The sequence below is a fragment of the uncultured Mailhella sp. genome (assembly GCF_944324995.1).
In the GTDB taxonomy this organism is placed as follows: Bacteria; Desulfobacterota; Desulfovibrionia; order Desulfovibrionales; family Desulfovibrionaceae; genus Mailhella.
Genome location: NZ_CALUYL010000028.1, coordinates 19,655 through 41,286, shown reverse-complemented (window position 1 = coordinate 41,286; position 21,632 = coordinate 19,655). Strand labels below are relative to the sequence as shown.

Sequence of the window (21,632 nt, the reverse complement as noted above, 5' to 3'; positions counted from 1 at the left end):
CCCTTGTTGTCGGGGAAGGTGATGAGGCCGGTGATGCGGTTCTTGCCCTTGACGTCCTTGTGGGTGAGCACGCGGAACACGCCGGGCATCTTTTCGGCTTCGGAGGTGTCGATGCCCTTGATGTTGGCATGGGAAACCTTGGCCTGAGCGAGAGCCAGATGCAGCGTGTTGGCGGGCATGTGAACGGCGGCGTCGGCGCCGAATTCGGCGGTGCCGGTCACCTTGGCCACGGCGCTCGGACGCGGCTTGGTGGAGCCGAGGTGATGACCTTCGGCGGGTTCCTTGTAGCGGATTTCCTCAATGTCCTTGTCGCCGCGCATGACGGCGGCGGCGTCCATGACGGCGTTGATGATCGGAATGTAGCCCGTGCAGCGGCAGACGTTGCGGTTCTTCTGGAACCAGTCGCGCACTTCCTCTCTGGTGGGCGAGGGATTTTCCTGCAGCAGGGCGTAGGCCGCCACGATGAAGCCGGGCGTACAGAAGCCGCACTGGGCCGCGCCATGGAAAATCCACGCTTCCTGAAGCGGATGCAGATGATCGGGCGTTCCGATGCCTTCCAGGGTGATGATGGCGGCATCATCGGGCACGCGTTTCATCTTCAGCACGCAGGTGCGCGTGAGCTTGCCGTTGAGGATGACGCTGCAGGCGCCGCAGTGACCCTTTTCGCAGCCCAGCTTCACGCTGGTAAGCTGCAGCTGGTCGCGCAGGACGTTGGCAAGCGAGTCATCCGCATTGACAAGCACCTGACGACGGACGCCGTTGACAAGGAGGGATTTGATGAACATGGGCAGCTCCTTTTAAGAGGAATCCAGAGGAGGGGCGGCCGCGGAAGCGGATCGCCCGAATACGGGCCGATGCGGGAAGATCAGTTTTTGCCGAAGGCGCAGTTCGGATAGCGGCATTCGCCGCAGCCTGCGCAGAAACCGCCGTGGCCGAGCGCCACGATGTCTTCCCGGGTGACGGGAATCCCGGCCAGGAGGCGCGGCACCACAAGGTCGAAAATGCTCGCCCTGTGGTACATCACGCAGCCGGGAAGCCCGAGTACCGGAATATTGTCGATATACGCCAGCAGGAACATGGCTCCGGGGAAGGTGGGAGCCCCGTAGGTGACCACCTTGCCGCCGGCCGCGCGGATGGCGGCGGGCGTGCGGTCGTCGGGATCCACGGACATGCCGCCCGTGCAGACCACCATGTCGGCGCCCTGCGCGATGAAGTCGCGGATGCCCTGCACGGTCATCTCGATGGAGTCGTCGGAAAAGTTTTGTCCGAGAATGCTGCTTCCGAGACTTTCAAATTTCTGCCGGAGCACGGGGCCGAAGGCGTCCTTGATGCGTCCGGAATAAACTTCGTTGCCGGTGGTGACCATGCCCACCTTGAACGGACGGAAGGGCAGCACCTCGATGACGGGGCCGCTCACCGTGCTTTCCAGACGGGCGATCTTCTCTTCTTCGATGAGCAGGGGAATGATGCGCGTGCCGCCCACGGCCTGACCTTTTTGCACTTCCTGCATGGTGTGCAGCGTGGCGAGCACGATGTCGTCAAAGGCGTTCACGCGGGAGAGGGCGGCTTCGTCCACGCGAAGCAGGCCGTGCTCGGCGGCGAGAAAGTTGATGCGGCCTTCCTTGATTTCGGAAAACTCGATGTTTTTACCGGCCGCAACGTTGCCGATGCGCACGGCGGCGTCGTTTTCATGCACCTGACCGGGCAGGGGTTCGTACACGTAAAGATTTTCCTTGCCCACGCTGAGCAGAACCGGAATGTCTTCTTCCCGGACGACGTGCCCCTTGCGGAACACCGGTCCTTTCTGCACGCCGGGTTCGATGCGGGTGATGTCGTGGCAGAGCACCGTGCCCACGGCCTGGGAGACGGGAATGGTTTTCATGGAAATTTTGGACATAGAAAAGGCTCGTCGATAGAAGAAACAGCAGCATGACCGCGGCGCGGACTTTTGCGGAGACAGAACCGGAAAAGAACGCGAAACCGCGTCGTTCATCCATGTTTTCTTTCCATGCCGAAGCATTTAATGGAGGCAAGGCCGTTTCCCGCCTTACCCTGTGAGCCTCTGGGGGTTCAGGACTGTCTGCATGGCATAATGCTTTAGCAGAGACAGACTCGAAAACTTGCTATAAGCATATTGAAACAGAATTTTTTCGTCAAGATATAAAAGGAAAATTAATGATACTTTTTTCAGAGTGCAGAAAAATGCTTTGAAACTTAAATCACAATATCATTGTGTTTCATATCTGATAATAAAACATCATATATTTTATTTTTTGTAATGGAAAAATTACAATAAAAAAGTTTTTTCTATTGTAAAACTGGCATGCGCGTGGGCTTATGAACGGAACAGGGAGGCGCTGCGCGGAAAATTTATTTTGAAATGACCTTTCGGTCGTCGGCTGCCTGGTGTTTTTCGAGTCGGCGGGGCTTCCACGTTCTTGTGCTGCGTCGGACGGCAGGGAGTATTGCCGACGGAACATTTGAAATGGACGGCGGGCGAGCCGGCGTTGCAGTCCTGAGGAGCGGGGCGACTCAGCAGAATGTGGCGAGCCGGGCGAGGTCGTCGCTGTCGTAAAAAAGCGTGGTGCAGGCCGCGTAGGGCTGGGGGACGGCAAAAAAATCCCGCATGTCGAGAGCAAGATAACGCATGAGAATCACTCGATTTACTCCGGAATGCGCCACAAGAAGGGCGTGGGCGTCGCCTCTCATGTCGGCAAGGTGTCGGTACAGGGCGCTGCACACGCGCGAGGCGAGCATGGCAAAGGATTCTCCGCCTTCGGGGACGTAGTTCCAGAGGTCTTTTCCCCGGGCGGCCACGGCTCCGGGAAAACGGGCGTCCACTTCCGCCTTGGTCAGACCTTCCCAGCTTCCCAGATTGATTTCGCGAAACGCCGGTTCGATCTGCACGGGCACGTTGCGGCCATCGAGCGCGATGGCCGACATTTCCAGGCAGCGGGGAAGATCGGAGGTCCATGCCTCCGTCAGAGGAACGGCGGCCAGATCCTGCCTAACCTGCCTTGCCTGACGACGCCCGACGTCGGAAAGAGGAATGTCCCGCTGACCGACGAAACGGCGTTCGGGATTGGGGAGAAGGGTGCCGTGACGGAGCAGATGAAGTACGGGCATGACGACCTCGGGCGTTGGAAGGAAGGATGGCGCTTGTCCTGAAAAAAGAAAAAAAAGGACTAAAAGTCGTGTTTGTTATCCTATAAAATGGATAAAAAGAAAAGATCATGGCATGCTTTTATTTTCCATAGAGAACTATTTTTATGTTTTTTTGAAAAAATCTTGTCGAAAAACAGGACATCTTGCATGAAAAATTTTTTCACAAAAGTGAATCAGACGCGATTTTTTTGACTGCGACATGAAAATTTTGTCCGATTCGACGTTCCTTTTATCGGAAATGTCTCCGATGATGAAAAATAAGGCATTGATATTGCATGCGATTTTATTTCATAAAAAAATTGTGCGAATGTGATTGAAAAAAGAAATAAATCTTGTATGTTGTAAGCAAATATTGAAATGAGGAGGAGCTCATGAAAAAACTTGCCGCCCTTGCCCTTGTTCTTGCCCTGGGCCTTGCCGCATCCGCGGCGAAAGCTGCGGAACTCACGGTTTCCGCGGCTGCGAGCCTGTCGGAATCCTTCACGCAGATTTCGCAGGAGTTCACGAAGGAAACCGGGGTGAAGGTCAACCTGAACTTTGCGTCTTCCAACAATCTGCTTCGTCAGATGGAGCAGGGCGCTCCGGTGGACGTGTTCGCCTCGGCCGATCAGGAAACCATGGATTCGGCCGTGAAGAAGTCGCTGGTGGATCCCGCCACGCGCAGGGACTTTGCCCTGAATGATCTTGTGCTCATCACTCCTGCAAACGGAACGCTGACCGGCCCGGACGGGCTTGCCGACGCCGCCGTGAAGCACATAGCCATAGGCACGCCCGAGAGCGTTCCCGCCGGGCGCTATGCCCGTGAAGCGCTGACCAGCGCCGGAACCTGGGAGGCGTTGCAGAGCAAATTCGTGTTCGGCAACAACGTGCGTCAGGTGCTGAGCTACATTCAGCGCGGCGAGGCCGACGCTGGCTTCGTGTACCGCACCGACGCGCTTGCCGGTGGCAAGGACGTGCGCATCGTCACGGCCATGACCGGCCACAAACCGGTGTGCTATCCCATTGCCGTTGCCAAAAACAGCGCCGACAGAAAGGCTGCTCAGAAGTTCGTGGACTTCGTGCTGTCTCCGAGAGGTCTTGAAATTCTCGCTCATTACGGTTTCAGTCCGGTGAAGTAGAACATTCCGCACATAACGCGCCGGAAAACAAAACGCTGCGTCAACAAAGTTCCGTGTCTGCCGGGCAATGCGAAACGGCGTTGCCCGGCACTCAAGCGCGGCGGCGGATTTCGGAAACATTGCGGATGGTTGCGGCCTTGCGCAAGCCGTTCCTGCGGCGCTGCGGACAACCCCCTGTTGCAGCGTCCGGCCGAATCGTCGCATTCCGAAAAGAGATTCAGAGAAGCCGTGCAGATCCCGTCGGTTCCTGACGACGTCGCCATCGAGCCGTCCCGTCTTCGGATGGGGCGGCTTTTTTGCTTCTGAGAGAGAGGCGACGCAGCAAGATGCGCTTGCCGTTTGCCCCGGCATGCGGAAGCCGGAGCGTCGGCACGGCGTCGTCCACGCCTTGTCGGCATCTGAGCCGGAGCCCGCACCGGAACTTGTACCGGAAGCGCCTGCGGTCGGAAAGAGCAACGCGAGCTGCGCGGCGGCTCACACGTCGTCGAAGCCGAAGGGGCGTTCGGCCTGTCCGCCTCTGGTGAGAATGTCGGACAGGTAGGAGAGCGAGTCCTGCGCGAAAAGCGAACGCGTGTGAAAATTGTGCTCCATGGCGAGAATGCGGCCGTCGGCGTACACGGCGAGGTCTTCGGCAAAGGCGTCCACGTCTTCCGGGTCGTGGGTAATCATGATGAGAGGCACGCCGCAGTTGTCCAGAATGCCGGCGATTTCCTTGCGCATGCGGATGCGCAGCAGCGGATCGAGCGCGGCAAAGGGTTCGTCGAGAAGCAGCAGGCGCGGAGAAATGAGCAGCGCCCGGGCCAGGGCCACGCGCTGCTTCTGTCCGCCGGATATCTGCGACGGCCTGCGGTCGGCAAGGTGAGCGATTTCCAGAAGGTCGAGCATGAGCTGAAGGGAGGCCTCCTGCTCGTCGCTGAGTCTGGCCGGAAACATGGCCCGAAAGGCGCTGCCGAGAACGGGAACGTGCTTTTCCTGCTGCTGCAGGGCGAAGGCGAGATTCTGCCGGACGGTCATGTGGGGAAAGAGCGCGTAGTCCTGAAACACGTAGCCGATGCGGCGTTTGCGGGCGGGCATGTCGATGCCTTTTTCGGAGTCGAAGAACACGGCGTCGTCGGTAATGATGTGCCCCGACTGCGGATGAACGAGACCGGCGATCATTTGCAGGGTGAGGGTTTTGCCCGAGCCGGAAGGGCCGAAGAGCACCAGACGCGAGGCGGAACTTTTGAGGCTGACGTCGAGGGAAAAGGCCCCGTGCCGCCCCTTGAGCGTGGCTTGAACGGAAAGATCGATCACCGGGAACCTCCCAGCAGATAGTCGGCGGTCACGAGAATGGCGGCGCAGATGCACGAAGTCAGGATGACGAGCCCGGCGGCCAGCGCGTCGTTTCCGGCCTGAAAGGCGTCGTAGATGGCGAGGGCGAGAGTCTGGGTTTTGCCCGGAATGTTGCCGGCCAGCATGAGGGTTGCGCCGAATTCGCCCATGCCTCGGGCAAAGGCCAGCATGGCCCCGGAAAGAATGCCGCGTCCGGCGAGCGGCAGGCTGACGGAAAAGAACACGGCGATTTCCGAGGCTCCCAGCGTGCGGGCGGCCTTTTCCACGTTGGCGTCCACCTGTTCAAGGGCGGTTTTCGCCGACTTGTAGATCAGGGGAAAGACCACGACCGTGGCCGCCACCACGGCGCCCTGCCAGGAAAACATGAACTGAAGGCCGAGCTCTTGCAGCACCGGGCCGAAGACGCCGTTTCTGCCCAGCAGCAGAATGAGATAGTAGCCCAGCACGGTGGGAGGCAGCACCATGGGAAGCGTGCAGAGCGAATCAATGACGGCCGCGCAGACGGAGCGTCGCCTTGCGAGAATGCGGGCCGTAAGGGTGCCGAGCACGAGGGAGGCCAGAGTGGACAATCCGGCGACTTTCAACGACAGCATGATGGGAAACAGAGAAAACTGCTGCCCGAAGAGGGAAAATTCCATGGGAGCGCTCCTTTCCATTTCAAAATAACAGGAATGGAGACGCGGAGCAAGCCGAAGGGGCGATATCCTGACAAAATTTTCAGAAATTCAAGGCGCGGGGGAGGCGTGACGGCGCATGAAGGCACCCGGGCGAGGCGGCGGAAGGGGGGCATGGCGAGAGCGTGGCATTCTGGAGGCTGCGCACACTTGCCGAGAGCTGGTGCGCGCGAGGTTGTGCGCAACACGAAGCCCGAATGAGGTTGCGCTGCAAACGGCGGAACAGCAGGCCGCTTTGCAGGCGCGTGCGGGAGCGTGCGGGAGCGTGGGGAGCGCGGGATGAGGGGGGGCGGCTTGCCGCGCGGCGCAAAGCGCAGAGTGTGCCGCATCATTTCTTTAGCGGCAGGCGGAGAGCAGGCGGGGAGATAAGGTTTCGGTCAGGCTCCGGAAGCAGGGGCCGCCTGCGGAGGGCGTTGTCCGGCTTCGCCGCAGGAGCGGCCGTTGGTCGATGCCGGGCTTCGGTTCGGTTTTGCGCGGCGGCCTTCCCGCACGCGTCGTTTATTCTTCCGGCGCATGGCAGCTTGGAGGCGCACGTCGGATTCCATTCGGGAAGGCGCAGCGTCGTTCTCGCCCCGCGTCGGCACTGTTCTGACTCCGATGGAGCGCGGCGTTCAGCGCCCGGCACGGCGCAAGGCTGCCGTCGTGGCATCGTCCGTCCGCTGCGGGGGCAGCGCGGCATAAATCAGAACATGCCGTCCGCCATGTTCTTCACTTCTATTTCGCCGTCTTCGCCGATGAACACGTCATAGTACTGCATGCCGTTGCTCTGCGTGGACATGACGGAAGGCAGCACCTGCACCATGCTGAAGAGCAGCGTGCGGAAATCTTCCGTGCCTCCGGAACAGCGCAGGGCCGTGCGCCATATCTGCCGTTCCTGCTTCTTGTCCGGGGTAAGGCTGTAGGCTTCGATGCGCAGGTTGGCGGTATAGATGGTCGTGCTGGTGACGACGGGCTCGTCCACATACATGTATTCCACGCGGCGATGTTTGCCGTAGCCCACCACGACGGGGTAGGATCGCGTAACGGTGTCGGTATTGATGTGGACGCGCGGTTCGTCCATCCAGTAGGTGATGACAGCGGAGTTGTCCGCGTTTTTCACGTCGTCCACGAGCGTGTAGCCCCGGGAACGGAACGCGGGAGTGAGCTGACGCACGACGTCCTTGAACAGCAGATCGGTGTTGTGAACGCCTTCATTGCCGGGCTGCGCGACGTACACCGTGCCTGAAGGCTGATTCGTGTCGCGCAGGGAATCGACGGCGACGTTGTAATGAGTGCCGCAGCCGGCGAGCAGAAACACGAGAACCAGAAGGAGAAGTCGGACGATGAACACTGCGGGCCTCTCTTGGCAGTCATGAACAGGCTGCATACAGAAAAAGGGATACCGGATTTCCGGTATCCCTGAAATTCATGGTGCGCCCGGCGCGAGTCGAACGCGCGACCTACAGCTCCGGAGGCTGTCGCTCTATCCAGCTGAGCCACGGGCGCAAGGGGGAAGAACCCCGACGTGGAAGGGACTATGCACCGCAACAGGCATATTGTCAACGCCTTTTCTGCGCGGTGCTCCGGGCGGCCTAGCGTCCCATGCCGCTCAGAAAGTCCTTGTTGCTCTTGGTGCCCTTCATCTTGTCGAGCAGGAATTCCATGCTGTCGATGGGGGACATGGGGGCAAGTATCTTGCGCAGAATCCACACTCTGTTGAGCACGTCCTCGCCGAGCAGCAGGTCTTCCTTGCGGGTGCCGGTGCGGTTGATGTCGATGGCGGGGAACACGCGCTTGTCGGAGAGATGACGGTCGAGATAGATTTCGCAGTTGCCGGTGCCCTTGAACTCTTCAAAAATGACTTCGTCCATGCGGGAGCCGGTATCGATGAGCGCCGTGGCGATGATGGTCAGCGAGCCGCCGCCTTCAATGTTGCGCGCCGCGCCGAAAAAGCGCTTGGGCCGCTGCAGGGCGTTGGCGTCCAGACCGCCGGAAAGCACGCGGCCGCTGGAGGGGGTCACGGTGTTGTAGGCGCGGCCCAGACGGGTGATGGAGTCGAGCAGAATGACCACGTCGCGCTTGCGTTCCACGAGGCGCTTGGCCTTTTCGAGCACCATTTCGCACACCTGCACGTGGCGCTGCGGCGGTTCGTCGAAGGTGGAGCTCACCACTTCCGCGTTTTTCACCGTGCGTTCCATGTCCGTGACTTCTTCCGGGCGTTCGTCCACCAGAAGAATGATGAGGTACACGTCGGGATAGTTCGCGTTGATGGCGTTGGCGATGGTCTGGAGCAGTATGGTCTTGCCGGTGCGCGGCGGAGCCACGATGAGGGCGCGCTGTCCGCGGCCGATGGGAGACATGAGGTCGATGATGCGCGACGACATGTTCTTGGAATCGGTCTCCATGCGGAACTGCTGGTCGGGATAGACCGGCGTGAGGTTGTCGAAAAGCACCAGATGCCGGGCGTTTTCCGGCGGCTCGAAACCTATTTCATTGACGCGGACCAGCGCAAAATAGCGTTCGCCTTCCTTGGGAGGGCGGATCTGTCCGGAGACGCAGTCGCCCTTGCGCAGATGATAGCGGCGTATCTGAGAGGGGGAGACATACACGTCGTCGGGGCCGGGCATGTAGCTGCAGAGCGGGGAACGGAGGAATCCGTAGCCGTCGGGCAGTATTTCGAGCACGCCGTCGCTGTGGATGACGCCGTTTTGCGAGGCGCAGGCCTGCAGCAGGGCAAAGATGAGTTCCTGCTTGCGCATGGAGCTGGCGTTTTCAAGCTGATACTTGTCCGCCAGATCCATGAGATCCTGCATTTTGCGGGTCTTGAGTTCGGTAAGATTCAGGACGCTTTCGTCAAGAATTGGGGCAGATTCTGCAGTTTCGGGCTCGACGGGAGCTTTACGTTTCCGTATGGGCATAGAGATACCACCGGGAAAAGGAGAAAGTACAGGGGACATCACGCCGGAAGGGCGTGAAGACAAGAAAGAAAGAGAAGGGAAAAAGACCGCAGAACAACGGTCAGCGAGAGAACTATAGAGGTTTTTCCCGCCATTGGCAAGTCCCGGAGAGGAACCGGCTATTTTTTGCGGGTGTTGACCACGTTGATGGCGCGCTCGGGGCCGTCTACGGCGAAGCGGATGACGGCGTCGACGATGTTCGGAAAGGTCTTGTTCATGATGTCGCGTTCGGCTTCGCCGAAGCGTCCGAGCACCCAGGGGATGACCTGCTCTCTGTTCTGCGGCTTGCCCACGCCCACGCGCAGACGATAGAATTCGGGCGTGCCGAGGCGCTGCTGTATGGATTTGATGCCGTTGTGACCGGCCGCGCTGCCGCCTTTTTTGAGCTTGAGCCTGCCCGGTTCGAGATCGAGTTCGTCGTGAACGACGAGCAGCTGTTCGGGCGTCAGGCGATACCAGGCCATGAGCGGCTGCACGGCGTCGCCGCTCAGATTCATGAAGGTCTGGGGTTCGGCCACGAGCCACGTGCCGCCGCCGGGAATCTGAATGCGCCAGAGCAGCGCGTTGAATTTGGAGCCGGAAAGCTGTTCCGGGGCGCGGCCGTTGCCGCGTTCCACTTCTTCGAGCAGGGTCTGCACCGACATGAAGCCGATGTTGTGACGCGTTCCCCTGTACTGGGCTCCCGGATTGCCGAGGCCGACGATAAGTCCGTTGAGATCCATGCGTTGTTCCGAAAAAAGAGATGAGGTGAGGGCCCGGATTCGGGCGCAACGCGTCGAATGTGCGGCAGAGCGGGGCGGCTGTCAAGTGTTCTTGGCAAGCGGCGGTTCAGATGGTACATCACGAAGGCGGACTTTCCCGCGCAGGACAGAAAAGAAAACGGCAGGAGTGTGATATGCCGCAGTTGTATCGTCTGGATATCGTAGTTCGAGAGGAGTATTTTCCTCTTGCCGAAGCGCTGGTGGCCGAGCACGCCTCGGCGGGATGGGAAGAGGAATCGCTGCCTGACGGCAGCACGCGTTTTCGCATCACCTGCGACGACGAGGATGTGCGGGATCTGACGGCGCAGGTTCTGGCCGAAAAGCTGCCGGACGCCGTGATGAGCCGGGAAACCCTTCCCGACAGGGACTGGCTTTCCGGCTGGCGCAGCTACTTTACGCCCGTGAAGGCCGGGGATTTCCTCATTCTTCCGCCGTGGATGAAGGACGAACCCGCGGAAGGCAGCATACCCATCGTCATTGAGCCCAAGTCCGCCTTCGGCACCGGTCATCATCCTACGACCACCATGTGCCTCGAAGCCATGTCGCTGCTGCATCGGGCGGGTGCGCTCAAGGCCGGTCAGCGCTTTCTCGACATGGGCACGGGCACGGGCATTCTCGGCATAGGCTGCGTGAAGCTCGGCCTGTCCGGCTTCGGCGCGGACATCGATCCGCTTTCCATCAGCAACTCGCGGGAAAACTGCGACATGAACGGCGTGTCCGCGCAGTTCGACATTCAGGAAGGCAGCGTGGAACTGGTGCAGGGGCAGACCTTCGACGTGGTCATTGCCAACATTCTCGCCGGACCGCTGAAGGAAATGGCCCCCCAGCTCATGCCGCTGGTCAGGCCGGGCGGATGCCTTGTGCTTTCCGGCTTTTTGTCCGTGCAGGTGCCGGGCATGCTGGAAGCCTACGCGGCCATGGGCGAACCGGGAGAGCTGCGCATGCCTTCTCCGGCGAGCGATCCCACGCGTTCGGCCAGCCGCGAGAATCCCGAGGCCGACGACTGGGTGTGCCTGTACTGGCCGCGCGTGAACTGACGAAAACAGCAAAGAAGAGAAGCCGTCGGAACCTTCCGGCGGCTTTTTCCGCATGCGATGCAGACGGAACATGACGAGCTTTTTATCATGTTCCGTTTCTTTTTGAAACGCAGGCCGCGACGCGAAGCGCAGACGGCGGAGAGCTCCGCCAGACTCCGACCACGGAGATGATGGCGATCTGGCACGGTGCTGCCTGCCGAAGGGGGAAGGAAGAGGGGATGGACAAAGGGTATGCCCGCGCAGAAAGCGGGGCCTATCCCTTGCGGAAGAGAATGCGCTGCAGATCGGAGACTGTGGCGATGCCCTTGCTCTTGGGGTTCTCCGGGCAGATGATGGGCGAGTAGCCGAGGCGCAGGGCCTGTTTCATGCGCACGTCCTGACCGGACACGGGGCGCACCTGACCGTTGAGGTCCACTTCGCCCCAGAGCACGCAGCGCTCGGGCAGAGGAATGTCGTAGAAGGAGGAGAGCAGGGCCGCCACCAGCGCAAGATCGAGCCCCGGTTCCTGAAGACGCATGCCGCCGCCGACCTTGGCGTAGATGTCCGCCTGACCGAAGTTGAGGCGCAGGCGCTTTTCCAGCACCGCGAGCAGCAGATGCAGCCTGTTCACGTCGAAGCCGAGGCCGGTGCGGCGGGGAATGGAAAGATAGCTTCGCGTGGCGAGAGCCTGAATTTCCACGGCAAAGGGGCGCTGACCGTCCACGGCCATGACCACGGCCGTGCCGCTCAGGGAGGTGTCGCGCGCGCCGAGGAAAAAGGTGGAAGGGTCTTCCACGAGTTCCAGACCCTTGCGCGCCATGCGGAAGATGAGCAGTTCCTGATTGGGGCCGAAGCGGTTCTTCAGCACCCTGAGCATGCGGAACATTTCCCGCCGGTCGCCTTCCAGGGAAATGACCGTGTCCACAAGATGTTCCAGAAGACGCGGTCCGGCAAGGGTGCCGTCCTTGGTGACGTGCCCCACCAGCACCAGCGTGGTGCCCGAACGGCGGCAGCGCTCCACAAGTTCCGTGGCCACGGTGCGCACCTGACTCACGTTGCCGGGCAGGCCTTCGGCGTTGTCGGAGGCGAGCGTCTGCACGGAGTCCACGATCATGAGGGCCGGGGCCGCGTCGGGATCTTCAAGCACGGGAAAAAGGTCTTCCACCCGGCTGGTGGCCACGGCAAGAAGATTGTCGTGCAGCACGTCGAGGCGCTCCGCGCGGCTGCGTATCTGCGGCAGGGATTCTTCGCCGCTTGCGTAGAGCACGAGCTTGTTTTCCCGCGCCACGGCTCCGGCGAGCTGGAGCAGCAGCGTGGATTTGCCTATGCCCGGCTCTCCGCCCACAAGAATGGCGGCGCCGGGCACAAATCCGTGACCGAGAATGCGGTCGAGCGCGTCGAGTCCCGTGCCGAACGCGGCGTGATCGCTGCACGAGACGCTTGCCAGCGGCTGAATGCGCGTGGCGGAGGCGTGCTTTGCCGCATGAGGCCGAGCCGTGGAAGTCGGGGCAAGGCGGGTGAGCTCAAGAGTGTTCCACTCCCGGCACTTGGGGCACTGCCCCTGCCACTGCGCGCTCTGCGCTCCGCAGGAACGGCAGACATAGACTTCCCGTATTTTCGGCATGGCCTCTTCCCGGGCGGCTACTTGTTGAACAGATTGATGCGGCGCAGATGACGACCGCCTTCAAAAGGCGTGCTCAGGAACACGTCCACCATGCTGGCGGCAAGGCCCTGACCGGTCACGCGTTCGCCGAGGCAGATGACGTTGGCGTTGTTGTGGGCGCGGGCGTAGGTGGCGTGGAATTCGGTGGTGCAGAGCGCCGCGCGGATGCCGGGAACGCGGTTGGCGGACATGCTCATGCCGATGCCGGTGCCGCACACGAGAACGCCAACGGCGTTTTCATCCTTGAGCAGGGCGTCCGTCACGGCGCGGGCCTTGAGCGGATAGTCGCAGCTTGCGGGATCGGAAGGGCCGAGATCGTGGACGTCGTGTCCCTTTTCCTTGAGGTACTGCACAAGGAAGGTTTTAAGATTGAAGCCCCCATGGTCGGACGCGATGTAGATGATGCTCATGTCAGTCTCCAGTAGTGACGCGATGTCTGTGTGCGGGGCGGCCCCGCCCGGTTATTGATCCAGCGAATAGACGGCGAAGTTCGCCGGCACTTCCAGCTCCATGCCGGATTCGGGCACGCTGCCGGAAGGCAAACGCTCCTTGACGAGCAGCACCATGCGCATTTCGCTTCCATCGCTGTCCATTTTTCCGTCCAGACGGCGGGGAAGTCCCTTGTCGTCGTAGGCAAGATTCAGCGACCATCTGCCGTCGATGGTCCAGCGGACGGGAAGCGCGTCGGCGTTCAGCTCCAGTTCGCAGCTTCGGCCGTGACTTCTGTAGCTGTAGATGATGTTGCCGTCACCTCCGGTGAGGTAGCGCTCCGGGGCGGGGACGTCAAGAGCGGAGAGATAGCGTCCGGCGAGAAAGTCGTTGAGCCTGTTCATGCGCATGGGCAGCGGCAGGCCCAGCAGTCTGCGCAGGGTGTCCGGGGTCTCGGCCCCGGCGTAGGCCTTTTCGTCGCGGGGCAGCACGAGCAGCATCTGTCCGTTTTCAAACACGGCCTTGGCCACGTTGGCCCCCACCCCGGCGTTCACTTCGAGACGAATGGTGCGTTCGTCGTCGGAAAAGCCGGGATTGCGTTCCGCATCGTCAAGACCGGCCGGGCCCTGATGATCCTGCACGTCAGGCCCGGCTGTGGCGGCGGACCAGAGCAGATAGGTCACTCTCCGGGTGTCGTTGACAGGGCCGAAACGCAGACTGCCGGAGAGCACGTCGTAGCTCGCGGGACGGGCGGAGCGTTCCTTGAACGCCTGCCAGCGGGCGGCGGCGTCGCTGTCGGGAACGATGGGCATGCCCTTGGGACCGCACCCGGAAAGCGCGGTCAGCAGCACAAGACCGAGAAGAAAAAAGGAGCGTCGGGTCATCATTGCAGTTTTTCCAGTTTGAGGCGCACTCTTTCGGCGTCTTCGGGATAGCCGAGTTTTTCAAACAGTTCCATGGACTGCCCCCAGCCTGTACGGGCGGAATCCGCGTCGCCCCGGGCCGCGGCGATGTCGCCGTAGTGTTCGAGCATGGCGGGATCCTTGGGTTCGTCCCTGCCGGAAAGGTTCAGGGCCTTCTGAATCTGTTCCCACGCGTCGTCGAGCTTGCCGCGGCGGTACTGCACCCAGGCCAGGGAATCAAGAATGAAGTCGGCGTCGGGTTCCAGCTCCACGGCGCGCTGGATGAGCCGGTAGGCCCGATCGAGATCCCTGTTGCCGTCGGCTAGGTTGTAGCCCACGTAGTTGAGCGCCAGCGCGTTGTCGGGGTAGCGGGCAATGAATTTTTCCATGAGTTCCATGGCTTTTTTTCTGTTGCCCCGCAGCTCCTGCAGATAGGCCTGCTGGAATGCCGCGCCTTCGTTGTCGGGATGCAGGCGCAGCGCCTCGGCCACGGCCTTGTCCGCAGCGTCGAAATTCTTCTGTCCGGCGTACAGTTCCGAGGCGAGCAGCAGAGGCTCCGCGTCTTCGGGATGAAGCACGCGCAGCGCGTCGAGCGCCTGGAGCGCCTCGGGAATGCGCTTCTGCTCGTACAGAATGCGCACCTTCATGCGCAGGGCCTTGTCGTATTCCGGGCTCTGGGAGGACACCTTTTCGAGGTAGTCGAGCGCGCGGTTGACGTCGGCATTGGATTCATAAAGCAGCGCCGCATGATAGAAGAAGAGTCCGTCCGGCATGCCTTCCTGCTTTTCGAGACGGGAGAGCAGCTTTTCGGCCTGATCCGGGTGTTTCTCGTCCATGAGCATGGCCGCGGCGGCCACGGCGAAGTGCAGCGGATCCTGCGTGGAGGCGACCATGGAAACCACGGCGTCCATGTTGTCCTCCTGCAGCATGAGGCGGAGCAGGAAAAGACGCGCGCTGCGGTTTTCGGGATCGTTTTCCAGCAGGGTGCGGTAGATTTTTTCCGCTTCCTTGGGATGGCCGAGCTCTTCCTGCGTGAGCGCGAGAAGCTGCCAGGCCTCGGAGTATTCGGGATCTTCCTTCACGGCGACTTCAAGCTGATGTCTGGCGTCGGCAAAGCGGCCGGACACGTTCAGCGCCTGCGCGTAGGCGAAGCGTATCTGCGGCGTCAGCTGCTTTTCGGGTATCTGACGGAACACCTTCATGGCTTCCTGCGGCTGGGCGCTGCGCAGAAGCGCGAGGGCCAGTTCCGCCTGCGCCTGCCCGTCGGCGGGATGTTTGCCGGCAAAGGCGCGCAGCAGACTGATGGCTTCATTTCTTTTGTTGTTCTGGATGAGCAGATCGGCCTGAAGGGACACCAGCGCAAGATCGTCGGGCATCTGGGCGGACGCCTTCCGGATGAGCGGGGCGGCGTCCTTTTCACAGTCGTGGGCGAGCAGCCAGATGGCCGCGTCGATGATGGGCGCGGAAGAGGGCAGTCGATAGGCTCCGGTGCCGAATTCCAGCAGACGGTTGGAGGCGTCGATGACGGCTTCGCGGTCGTTGCGGCCGAGGGCGCTGTCGAGCTTGAGCTGGGCGAAGATGAGTTCGGCCCGCTGCGAGGGGGCCTGCGGAGAAAGCTTGATCGGGGAGAACAGGTCGTTCTCTCCGGCGACGGGGCCGTTGCCCGTGGCGCAGCCTGCGGGCAGCAGCATGAGCGCGAGGGTGGAGGCGAACATCAGGCGCTGTGCCGGACTGGAGGAAGACAGACGCCCCCGGACTCGGAAAAGGGATGGAATATGGGTGAACATGGATGTCCTGTGCGGCGGAAGAGCTATGGCTGTATCCATTCTTCCGAGAAGTCTTTGATCTCGCGCCCGAGATGTTCTTTCAGTTTTTCCAGCAGGCGCGCTTCCAGCTGGCGAATGCGTTCACGGGTAACATGGTAGCGCTCGCCGATTTCCCGGAGCGTGGCCGGTTCGTCGGTGAGCAGTCTGTGCTCCAGAATATAGACTTCCTTTTCCGAAAGGGAAGGAATGAGTTCATGGATGCTGTCGCGGACAAGGCGCGACACTTCCGAATCGGCAATGCCTTCCTCCACGCCCGGACCGAGCGCGGGCAGAAAGTCCATGCGGGAGGCGCTGCCGCTGTCGTCGCTCACGGGCAGATCGAGAGACACGTCGCCCGAGTCGAGACGCTGCTGCATTTCCTCCACCTGATCCTTCGTGACGCCGAGCTTTTCCGAAAGCAGGGCCGCGTCGGGATCGAAGCCCTGAAGTATGAGCTTCTGCCTCTCGCGGTTCAGGTTGTAGAAGAGTTTGCGCTGCGCCTGGGTGGTGCCTATTTTCACCATGCGCCAGTTGTCCATGATGAACTTGAGAATGTAGGCCTTGATCCAGAACGAGGCATAGTAGGAAAACTTGATGCCCTTGTCGGGATCGAACTTGTTCACGGCGCGCAGAAGGCCCACATTGCCTTCCTGCACGAGGTCGAGGACGTTCTGCATCCAGCGGCGCTGGAAGTCCATGGCGATGCGCACCACAAGACGCAGATGCGAGGACACCAGCCGGAACGCCGCCTTGGGATCGCCGTTGTCGCGCACCCGGCGGGCCAGCTCGGTTTCTTCTTCCGGCTCCAGAAGCGGAAATTTGCTCACTTCGCGCAGATAGTTCTGCAGATTGTCGCGCATGGGCACGCTGGGCAGACGGTCTTCCGCAATGGCGGGGAGATTGCTGCCCAGATCAATGACGCGGCCGTTGTCGTCGAAGTCGTCGAAATGCTCGTCGAGCGAGGCGTCGTCGGGAAGAAGTTCGCCGTCGCGGGCCTGTTCGAGTTCCGCTTCCATCACCTCGGGGGAGTCGTCGGCATCGTCGTCCGGAACGTCGGACGGAGCGTTGTCGGCGGAGAGCTCGTCGTCTTCCGCAACCTCGACGTCGGGCGAAATCTTCGCTTTTGCAGCGCGGCCTTTGCGCCTGCCTGATTTTTTTTCGGACTCGTCCGCGTTTTTTCCCGAAGGCGCGGCGGGAGAGCCGGAGTCGTCCGAAACCGGAGTCGCAGTGATATCTATGATATCAGTATCCTTGCGGGATTTTTTTGTTTTTTTGACACGGGCAGAAGCGCGGGCCGGCTTTTCATCGGCAGATGCGAGCAGCTCCGCTTCATGCGCATCGGAAATTTTCGTCATGGAGTCATCCTTATTTCGGCGGGCCTCCGGGGGTGGAAGCGTGATTGCCGGAATGTATCCTATAGTTTAAGGTTGGCGTTTTCAACGATTTTCAGTACACCTAAAAAAGTTCGCGGAAGAAAAGCCTTCCGCGGGCACATGTTCTGAGGAAAAGGAGATTAGTATGAAAACAAGGCCGCTGGGCTTTTTCCGTCGCATGGCGGGAGTGCTGCTGACGGGCGTCGTCGCCCTCGCGCTGACGCTTCCCTGCTCCGTGGCGTTCGGTCAGGACAAGGCCCCCCAGCTGAAACCCGTGCATACCTATGAACTTCTCGACGAGCTGGCCGCCAATCACGGCAAGGTGATTCTGGTGAACTTCTTTGCCGCGTTCTGCGGACCGTGCCGTCGGGAAATTCCGGAACTCATTAAAATGAGAAAGGAAATTCCCGAGGAGGATCTGCTCATCATCGGCATCGCCATCGACCAGAACATCCGCGAGGCGGATTCCTTTGTGAAGTCCATGGGCATGATGGGAGCCTATCCCGTGTACTACGGCGGGGAGGAACTTTCCCGCGCCTACAGGATAGACGCCATTCCCTTCAACGTCATTTACAACAGGGACGGACATATCGAGGCGAGCGAGGCGGGCTATGTGCCCGGACCGGAAATGAAACAGTTTCTCATGAGTCTCATCAGACGGTAGTGCGCATGAATCAGATGAAGGAAATATTCAGTGCGGCGGTCATTCAGCGACGCGTCGAGGAAATGGCCGCCCAGATTGACGCCGTTTACGGAGAGGATTCCGTGGTTGCCGTATGTGTGCTGAAGGGAGCTTTTCCCTTTTTCAGCGATCTGGTCCGCGCCATGAAGTCCGATGTGCTCATTGACTTCGTGCGTCTTGCCAGCTACGGCGATCGGGCAAGCAGCAGCGAGCACGTGCAGATCACCAAGGACGTGGAAATCTCTCTCGAGGGCCGTCACGTGCTCATTGTCGAGGATATCGTGGACACCGGTCGTTCCATGGACTTTCTCATGCGGTATTTTTCCTCACGGGGAGCGAAGTCCATACGGCTTGCCGCTCTCGTGGACAAGAAGGAACGCCGGGAATTCGACGTGCATTCCGACTTCGTGGGCTTTGATCTGCCCGCGGGCTTCATTGTGGGATACGGCCTCGACTACGCCGAACGCTATCGCACGCTTCCCGGCATCTACGAGCTGCTTGACTGCTGATGCAGGCGGTGTATGGTCTCGGTGCTATCACATAATGATGGAGATTGTTTCATGAATGTTACCTGCCCTCAATGCAATACGGTCTATCGTCTGCCAGATGAAAAGGTGAGACCCGGCGCCAAGCTCCGCTGTTCGGTCTGCCGTCATATTTTCACGCTTCCGCTGGAAGAAAAGACCGATCCTCCCGCACTTTCTCTCGGCGGCGAGGAAAAGGGCAGAGAATCGACCCGAGGCGGCGGTCTTGACCTTGCCGGCGACAGACCGGAAAAACGCGCGCCCGAGCGGCATGACGAAGGCGGCCTGTCTTTTGGCGGCGCAAGCCCCCGCAGTGCCCGGAACGGAGGCCTTGAGCTCGCGATGGACGAGCCCGCCGACGCGCACGGCGGCAGAGAGCGCGTGAGGGAAAGACGCGCCTCTCAGGGACTCAGGCTCGACGGCGACGGCAGTGCCGCGTCGTTCGGCGGTCTGGACATGCCCCGCAAAAAGAGTTCCATCCTTCCCCGTCTGACGAGCTTTCTGGTGTGTCTGGCGCTTGCGGCCGGCTGCGGCTGGATGTGGCAGAACACCCATTACCTGGACGGATTGAAGGGGCTGGTGGCTCCCTATTTCGGTCTGGAAACGGCGGATCCTTCGGATCCTCTGTCGCTGGTGAGCGAGCTTGTGCTGCAGGATGTGCGCCAGTATCAGGTGAAGAACGAGAAGGTGGGCAACCTTGTCATCATTGAAGGCAAGGTGAAGAACAACTTCCCCGCGCCCCGCGAGCTCATCAGGCTGGAGGCGGAACTGGACGACGCGAACGGCAACAAGCTGATTTCGCAGCAGCAGCTTGCCGGCAACAGCATGAGCTCCTTCCAGCTGGAGCTGCTCGACAAGGAAGAACTCGACAAGGTGCTCAACAACAAGCTCGACATCGTGGAAGCCAACACCAACGTGCTGCCGGGCAATGAAGTTCCCTTTACGATCATCTTCGTCAATCCTCCGGCGGAAGCCAGCGACTACAAGGTGCGCATTGTCGAGGCCTCCATCCCCAAGGGCCCCGGCAATCTTACGGAATAGGAAGAGAACTGCGACGAACGCAAAAAAGTGCTTGCCTTTTGTCGAAAGCTGCAGTACATTGCCTTTTGTTGTGCCGAGGTAGCTCAGTTGGTAGAGCAGGGGACTGAAAATCCCCGTGTGGGCAGTTCGATTCTGTCCCTCGGCACCACTTTCAATGTCAAAGAAAACGCCTCGGAATGTTGTTCCGGGGCGTTTTTTTGTGCTTTTACTGCGCCGGACATGCTCCTTGCCGTCAGGGGAAGAGGTGTCTGCCGGATGCCCAAGGGGAAAAAGCTTTGCCGAGATGCAAGGCGCGGGTTCGGCATCAGTCAGGCTGACATGTATCAGCTTTTTGCCTGTGGGCATCAATACCTTTCCGGCGTCGGCGATCTTGCCCTCATCTATCCCCTGCACCGAGGCTTTCCAGAGACCGCCGAACCTCTTTGCTTTTCTCCGTCGCTTCGACTCCGGCTGCTGGCGCTCGATCTGGACAGGCTGCTGATTCCTTCGTCCTGTCGCCTTCGGCGATGTCTTTGCCTGTTGACTGCCGTATTTCGGTGTGTCCGACGCCTGTTCAGCAAGAAATATGCCGCATGTCGGGGCATATTTCAGAGGTTCGACGCATCCGACGAGGGTACAGCAGAACCCGGCGTCTTTCCGATGACGGATCGAGAGCCTCCTCGAACGGTATTTTTCTGCCATAAAAAAGCCTGCGCATCGTTTTTTCGAGGCGCAGGCTTTTTTATCAGGGGATGCAGAGAATTACTTCTCTTCGTCCGGCTGGATGTTGTTGGGGTGGCAGGGACGGCAGCCCTGGAATTCGGGGTGCTCCAGGCTCATTCTGCGATGGCAGCCGAAGCAGGAGCGCATGCTTTCTCTGCTGTGGAAGGCCATGAAGCGGCTGTCCTGCTGATTGCTTCTGCCCTGCACGGTATGGCAGCCGGCATTGCTGCTGCACGACGCGTAGGGCGACTTTTCTTCCGAAGGACTGTAGTGACAGATGACGCAGCGGGGCTTGTGATGACAGGTATCACAGGGGACGTTGCTGTGGGAGCTGTGATTGAAGGTGACAGCCATGCGGGGAGAAACTTCGCCGCCAAGCACGATGGGATTTTTCGGATACTTGAGATTGGCCTTGAAGTCCTGAGCTTCCGCCGGCGTACACCAGGCGAGGGAGAGAAGAAGGGTAAGAATAAAAAGCGGTTTCATGCGCATTCTCCCGGTAGATTGGGGAAGTGCCCGGAGGCAGTGGCTAGAATTGATTCCAGAAGGAGGGCTTGAGAGGCGTCAGCCCTTTCTGAGCGGCAACAATGTCCATATGCATCATGCCCAGCGCCATGGCGTCCATGTCGGGCGTGCCGGCACATTCGCGCAGATCCACGGTCGGGCAGTAGCTCTTGCACTTGGTACACCAGTCGATGCGTTCGCCCCGGCTGTTTTCGCTTTCGCGGAGAAATTCCATGACGCCGGAACCTTCCTTTCCGCAGGAAGGGCAGGCTCCGCGCCGGAAGTGCCATTCGGTGCCGCACAGAGCGCAATGCATATGTTTTTTTCCTCCGCCTCCGGCCAGAAAGGCGTTCTTTTCGTCAAAGACGCGCTTGTCCAGATAGGAGATGGACGGGAAGGAGCCGCATACGGGGCAGAAACCCTGCATCCAGGAGGAAGCACGTTCGTCCCACGGGGCGTCGTACTTCAGCGCCAGGGCCCGCAGAACGGGTCCGACCACGACCTCCAGCGCAAACAGCAGCACGGCGGGCGGCAGATGCGTTTCTTCCGCGGCCTCGGCGAGCGCGGTTTCGTGCCCGGTGAGGAGCGTGTCGGCGGCGCGCATGCACATCTCTTCCTTCTGGAAGAACGACGTGAGCGCGTCGGCGTATCCGTTCATGCCGGGCAGCGCTTCCAGAAGAGGCAGCAGCTCGTCGGCCGATTTCCGCAGAAGGGGGAAAAGTCCCTTCAGGCTGGCTCCGGCCAGAAGCGGCGCCCCCTGCTGCGCCCGTTCCTGCCGCCAGGGGGGCAGGACAAAGCCGCTTTCCTCAATCATGGGGGAAAGCTTTTCCGGCAGCGCGGAACGCGCCTCAAGCAGAGGGGCGAACGCGTTCAGCACCGGCGCGAGCACGGGTCTGCGCTCAACGATGCCGGCAAGGGTTTCGGAAACGGTCTGACGGGATTCGGCCATGGTGACTCCTGAGAAACTGGAAGCGGCAAAGGCCGCCGATGAAATGCAGGGTTAGG

The 21,632-nt window shown here is 60.4% G+C and carries 20 protein-coding genes, 2 tRNA genes and 1 riboswitch; of the genes, 6 read left to right on the top strand and 16 right to left on the bottom strand.

What is annotated here, in order from left to right; translation table 11 throughout:
• The 3 genes from Q0K02_RS10725 to Q0K02_RS10715 form a co-directional block, all read right to left on the bottom strand.
• On the bottom strand, positions 1–785 hold a 785-nt coding region (locus tag Q0K02_RS10725; RefSeq protein WP_294488565.1), incomplete at its 3' end, for a 2Fe-2S iron-sulfur cluster-binding protein.
• 80 nt (positions 786–865) lie between these two features.
• A complete protein-coding gene (locus tag Q0K02_RS10720; RefSeq protein ID WP_363315681.1) occupies positions 866–1,882 on the bottom strand; it encodes a molybdopterin-binding protein in 1,017 nt (338 codons plus the stop codon).
• A gap of 101 nt (positions 1,883–1,983) precedes the next feature.
• Positions 1,984–2,130: riboswitch (molybdenum cofactor riboswitch) on the bottom strand.
• A gap of 402 nt (positions 2,131–2,532) precedes the next feature.
• On the bottom strand, positions 2,533–3,126 hold the full coding sequence (locus Q0K02_RS10715) for a histidine phosphatase family protein (RefSeq protein WP_294488562.1): 594 nt from the start codon (positions 3,124–3,126) through the stop codon (positions 2,533–2,535).
• Between the two features lie 410 nt (positions 3,127–3,536).
• Here Q0K02_RS10715 and modA point away from each other — a divergent pair, with 410 nt between their 5' ends.
• Positions 3,537–4,283, top strand: coding sequence for a molybdate ABC transporter substrate-binding protein (gene modA, locus Q0K02_RS10710; RefSeq protein WP_294488560.1), 747 nt, complete (start codon positions 3,537–3,539; stop codon positions 4,281–4,283).
• Positions 4,284–4,757: 474 nt separating this feature from the next.
• Here modA and Q0K02_RS10705 read toward each other — a convergent pair whose 3' ends face one another.
• The 6 genes from Q0K02_RS10705 to pth all read right to left on the bottom strand — a co-directional run bounded on the left by Q0K02_RS10705 (position 4,758) and on the right by pth (position 9,947).
• Positions 4,758–5,576, bottom strand: a complete 819-nt coding sequence (locus tag Q0K02_RS10705) for an ATP-binding cassette domain-containing protein (RefSeq protein ID WP_294488558.1) — start codon at positions 5,574–5,576, stop codon at positions 4,758–4,760.
• Positions 5,573–6,253 (bottom strand): molybdate ABC transporter permease subunit, encoded by a 681-nt coding sequence (gene modB / locus Q0K02_RS10700; protein WP_294488556.1) that lies wholly within the window; start codon positions 6,251–6,253, stop codon positions 5,573–5,575. The genes Q0K02_RS10705 and modB overlap by 4 nt, the downstream gene beginning before the upstream one ends.
• Positions 6,254–6,971: 718 nt before the next feature.
• Complete coding sequence (locus Q0K02_RS10695) at positions 6,972–7,619, bottom strand: hypothetical protein (RefSeq protein WP_294488554.1); 648 nt, start codon at positions 7,617–7,619, stop codon at positions 6,972–6,974.
• Positions 7,620–7,697: 78 nt separating this feature from the next.
• Positions 7,698–7,774: transfer RNA gene (locus tag Q0K02_RS10690), tRNA-Arg, on the bottom strand.
• A gap of 86 nt (positions 7,775–7,860) precedes the next feature.
• Positions 7,861–9,111, bottom strand: coding sequence for a transcription termination factor Rho (gene rho / locus Q0K02_RS10685; RefSeq protein WP_294488576.1), 1,251 nt, complete (start codon positions 9,109–9,111; stop codon positions 7,861–7,863).
• A gap of 233 nt (positions 9,112–9,344) precedes the next feature.
• Positions 9,345–9,947 (bottom strand): aminoacyl-tRNA hydrolase, encoded by a 603-nt coding sequence (gene pth / locus Q0K02_RS10680; RefSeq protein WP_294488552.1) that lies wholly within the window; start codon positions 9,945–9,947, stop codon positions 9,345–9,347.
• A 173-nt stretch (positions 9,948–10,120) separates the two neighbouring features.
• Here pth and Q0K02_RS10675 point away from each other — a divergent pair, with 173 nt between their 5' ends.
• Positions 10,121–11,023, top strand: coding sequence for a 50S ribosomal protein L11 methyltransferase (locus Q0K02_RS10675; RefSeq protein WP_294488550.1), 903 nt, complete (start codon positions 10,121–10,123; stop codon positions 11,021–11,023).
• Between the two features lie 253 nt (positions 11,024–11,276).
• On the opposite strand, the gene radA is transcribed toward Q0K02_RS10675, so the two are convergent.
• The 5 genes from radA to Q0K02_RS10650 form a co-directional block, all read right to left on the bottom strand.
• Positions 11,277–12,626, bottom strand: coding sequence for a DNA repair protein RadA (radA, locus tag Q0K02_RS10670; protein ID WP_294488548.1), 1,350 nt, complete (start codon positions 12,624–12,626; stop codon positions 11,277–11,279).
• A gap of 17 nt (positions 12,627–12,643) precedes the next feature.
• The gene (gene rpiB / locus Q0K02_RS10665) at positions 12,644–13,075 is read right to left on the bottom strand and encodes a ribose 5-phosphate isomerase B (protein ID WP_294488546.1); all 432 of its coding nucleotides are present in this window, start codon (positions 13,073–13,075) and stop codon (positions 12,644–12,646) included.
• Between the two features lie 51 nt (positions 13,076–13,126).
• Complete coding sequence (locus Q0K02_RS10660; RefSeq protein WP_294488544.1) at positions 13,127–13,981, bottom strand: hypothetical protein; 855 nt, start codon at positions 13,979–13,981, stop codon at positions 13,127–13,129.
• Positions 13,978–15,711 carry a tetratricopeptide repeat protein gene (locus Q0K02_RS10655; protein ID WP_294488542.1) on the bottom strand — a complete coding sequence of 578 codons (1,734 nt, stop codon included), beginning with the start codon at positions 15,709–15,711 and terminating at the stop codon, positions 13,978–13,980. The genes Q0K02_RS10660 and Q0K02_RS10655 overlap by 4 nt, the downstream gene beginning before the upstream one ends.
• A gap of 95 nt (positions 15,712–15,806) precedes the next feature.
• On the bottom strand, positions 15,807–16,817 hold the full coding sequence (locus Q0K02_RS10650; protein ID WP_294488573.1) for an RNA polymerase factor sigma-32: 1,011 nt from the start codon (positions 16,815–16,817) through the stop codon (positions 15,807–15,809).
• A 502-nt stretch (positions 16,818–17,319) separates the two neighbouring features.
• On the opposite strand from Q0K02_RS10650, the gene Q0K02_RS10645 reads away from it, so the two are divergent.
• From Q0K02_RS10645 to Q0K02_RS10630, 4 genes are all read left to right on the top strand, one after another.
• The gene (locus Q0K02_RS10645; protein ID WP_294488540.1) at positions 17,320–17,838 is read left to right on the top strand and encodes a redoxin family protein; all 519 of its coding nucleotides are present in this window, start codon (positions 17,320–17,322) and stop codon (positions 17,836–17,838) included.
• 5 nt (positions 17,839–17,843) lie between these two features.
• Positions 17,844–18,365 (top strand): hypoxanthine phosphoribosyltransferase, encoded by a 522-nt coding sequence (gene hpt, locus Q0K02_RS10640; protein ID WP_294488538.1) that lies wholly within the window; start codon positions 17,844–17,846, stop codon positions 18,363–18,365.
• Between the two features lie 51 nt (positions 18,366–18,416).
• Positions 18,417–19,421: a DUF3426 domain-containing protein gene (locus Q0K02_RS10635; protein ID WP_294488536.1), complete on the top strand. Its 1,005-nt coding sequence runs from the start codon at positions 18,417–18,419 to the stop codon at positions 19,419–19,421.
• 72 nt (positions 19,422–19,493) lie between these two features.
• A tRNA-Phe gene (locus tag Q0K02_RS10630) sits at positions 19,494–19,569 on the top strand.
• Between the two features lie 593 nt (positions 19,570–20,162).
• On the opposite strand, the gene Q0K02_RS10625 is transcribed toward Q0K02_RS10630, so the two are convergent.
• Both Q0K02_RS10625 and Q0K02_RS10620 read right to left on the bottom strand, forming a co-directional pair.
• Entirely contained in the window at positions 20,163–20,609 is a 447-nt protein-coding gene (locus Q0K02_RS10625) for a cytochrome c3 family protein (RefSeq protein ID WP_294488534.1), read from the bottom strand.
• Between the two features lie 43 nt (positions 20,610–20,652).
• Complete coding sequence (locus Q0K02_RS10620; protein WP_294488532.1) at positions 20,653–21,576, bottom strand: formate dehydrogenase accessory protein FdhE; 924 nt, start codon at positions 21,574–21,576, stop codon at positions 20,653–20,655.
• Positions 21,577–21,632 lie beyond the last annotated feature (56 nt).

Coding starts and splice junctions, on each gene's coding strand:
- radA (WP_294488548.1), bottom strand. CDS start 12,626: ATGCCGAAAATACGGGAAGTCTATGTCTGCCGTTCCTGCGGAGCGCAG.
- modB (WP_294488556.1), bottom strand. CDS start 6,253: ATGGAATTTTCCCTCTTCGGGCAGCAGTTTTCTCTGTTTCCCATCATG.
- pth (WP_294488552.1), bottom strand. CDS start 9,947: ATGGATCTCAACGGACTTATCGTCGGCCTCGGCAATCCGGGAGCCCAG.
- Q0K02_RS10720 (WP_363315681.1), bottom strand. CDS start 1,882: ATGAAAACCATTCCCGTCTCCCAGGCCGTGGGCACGGTGCTCTGCCAC.
- Q0K02_RS10625 (WP_294488534.1), bottom strand. CDS start 20,609: ATGAAACCGCTTTTTATTCTTACCCTTCTTCTCTCCCTCGCCTGGTGT.
- Q0K02_RS10645 (WP_294488540.1), top strand. CDS start 17,320: ATGAAAACAAGGCCGCTGGGCTTTTTCCGTCGCATGGCGGGAGTGCTG.
- Q0K02_RS10715 (WP_294488562.1), bottom strand. CDS start 3,126: ATGCCCGTACTTCATCTGCTCCGTCACGGCACCCTTCTCCCCAATCCC.
- rpiB (WP_294488546.1), bottom strand. CDS start 13,075: ATGAGCATCATCTACATCGCGTCCGACCATGGGGGCTTCAATCTTAAA.
- Q0K02_RS10620 (WP_294488532.1), bottom strand. CDS start 21,576: ATGGCCGAATCCCGTCAGACCGTTTCCGAAACCCTTGCCGGCATCGTT.
- Q0K02_RS10635 (WP_294488536.1), top strand. CDS start 18,417: ATGAATGTTACCTGCCCTCAATGCAATACGGTCTATCGTCTGCCAGAT.
- Q0K02_RS10660 (WP_294488544.1), bottom strand. CDS start 13,981: ATGATGACCCGACGCTCCTTTTTTCTTCTCGGTCTTGTGCTGCTGACC.
- Q0K02_RS10655 (WP_294488542.1), bottom strand. CDS start 15,711: ATGTTCGCCTCCACCCTCGCGCTCATGCTGCTGCCCGCAGGCTGCGCC.
- Q0K02_RS10675 (WP_294488550.1), top strand. CDS start 10,121: ATGCCGCAGTTGTATCGTCTGGATATCGTAGTTCGAGAGGAGTATTTT.
- hpt (WP_294488538.1), top strand. CDS start 17,844: ATGAATCAGATGAAGGAAATATTCAGTGCGGCGGTCATTCAGCGACGC.
- modA (WP_294488560.1), top strand. CDS start 3,537: ATGAAAAAACTTGCCGCCCTTGCCCTTGTTCTTGCCCTGGGCCTTGCC.
- Q0K02_RS10650 (WP_294488573.1), bottom strand. CDS start 16,817: ATGGAAGCGGAACTCGAACAGGCCCGCGACGGCGAACTTCTTCCCGAC.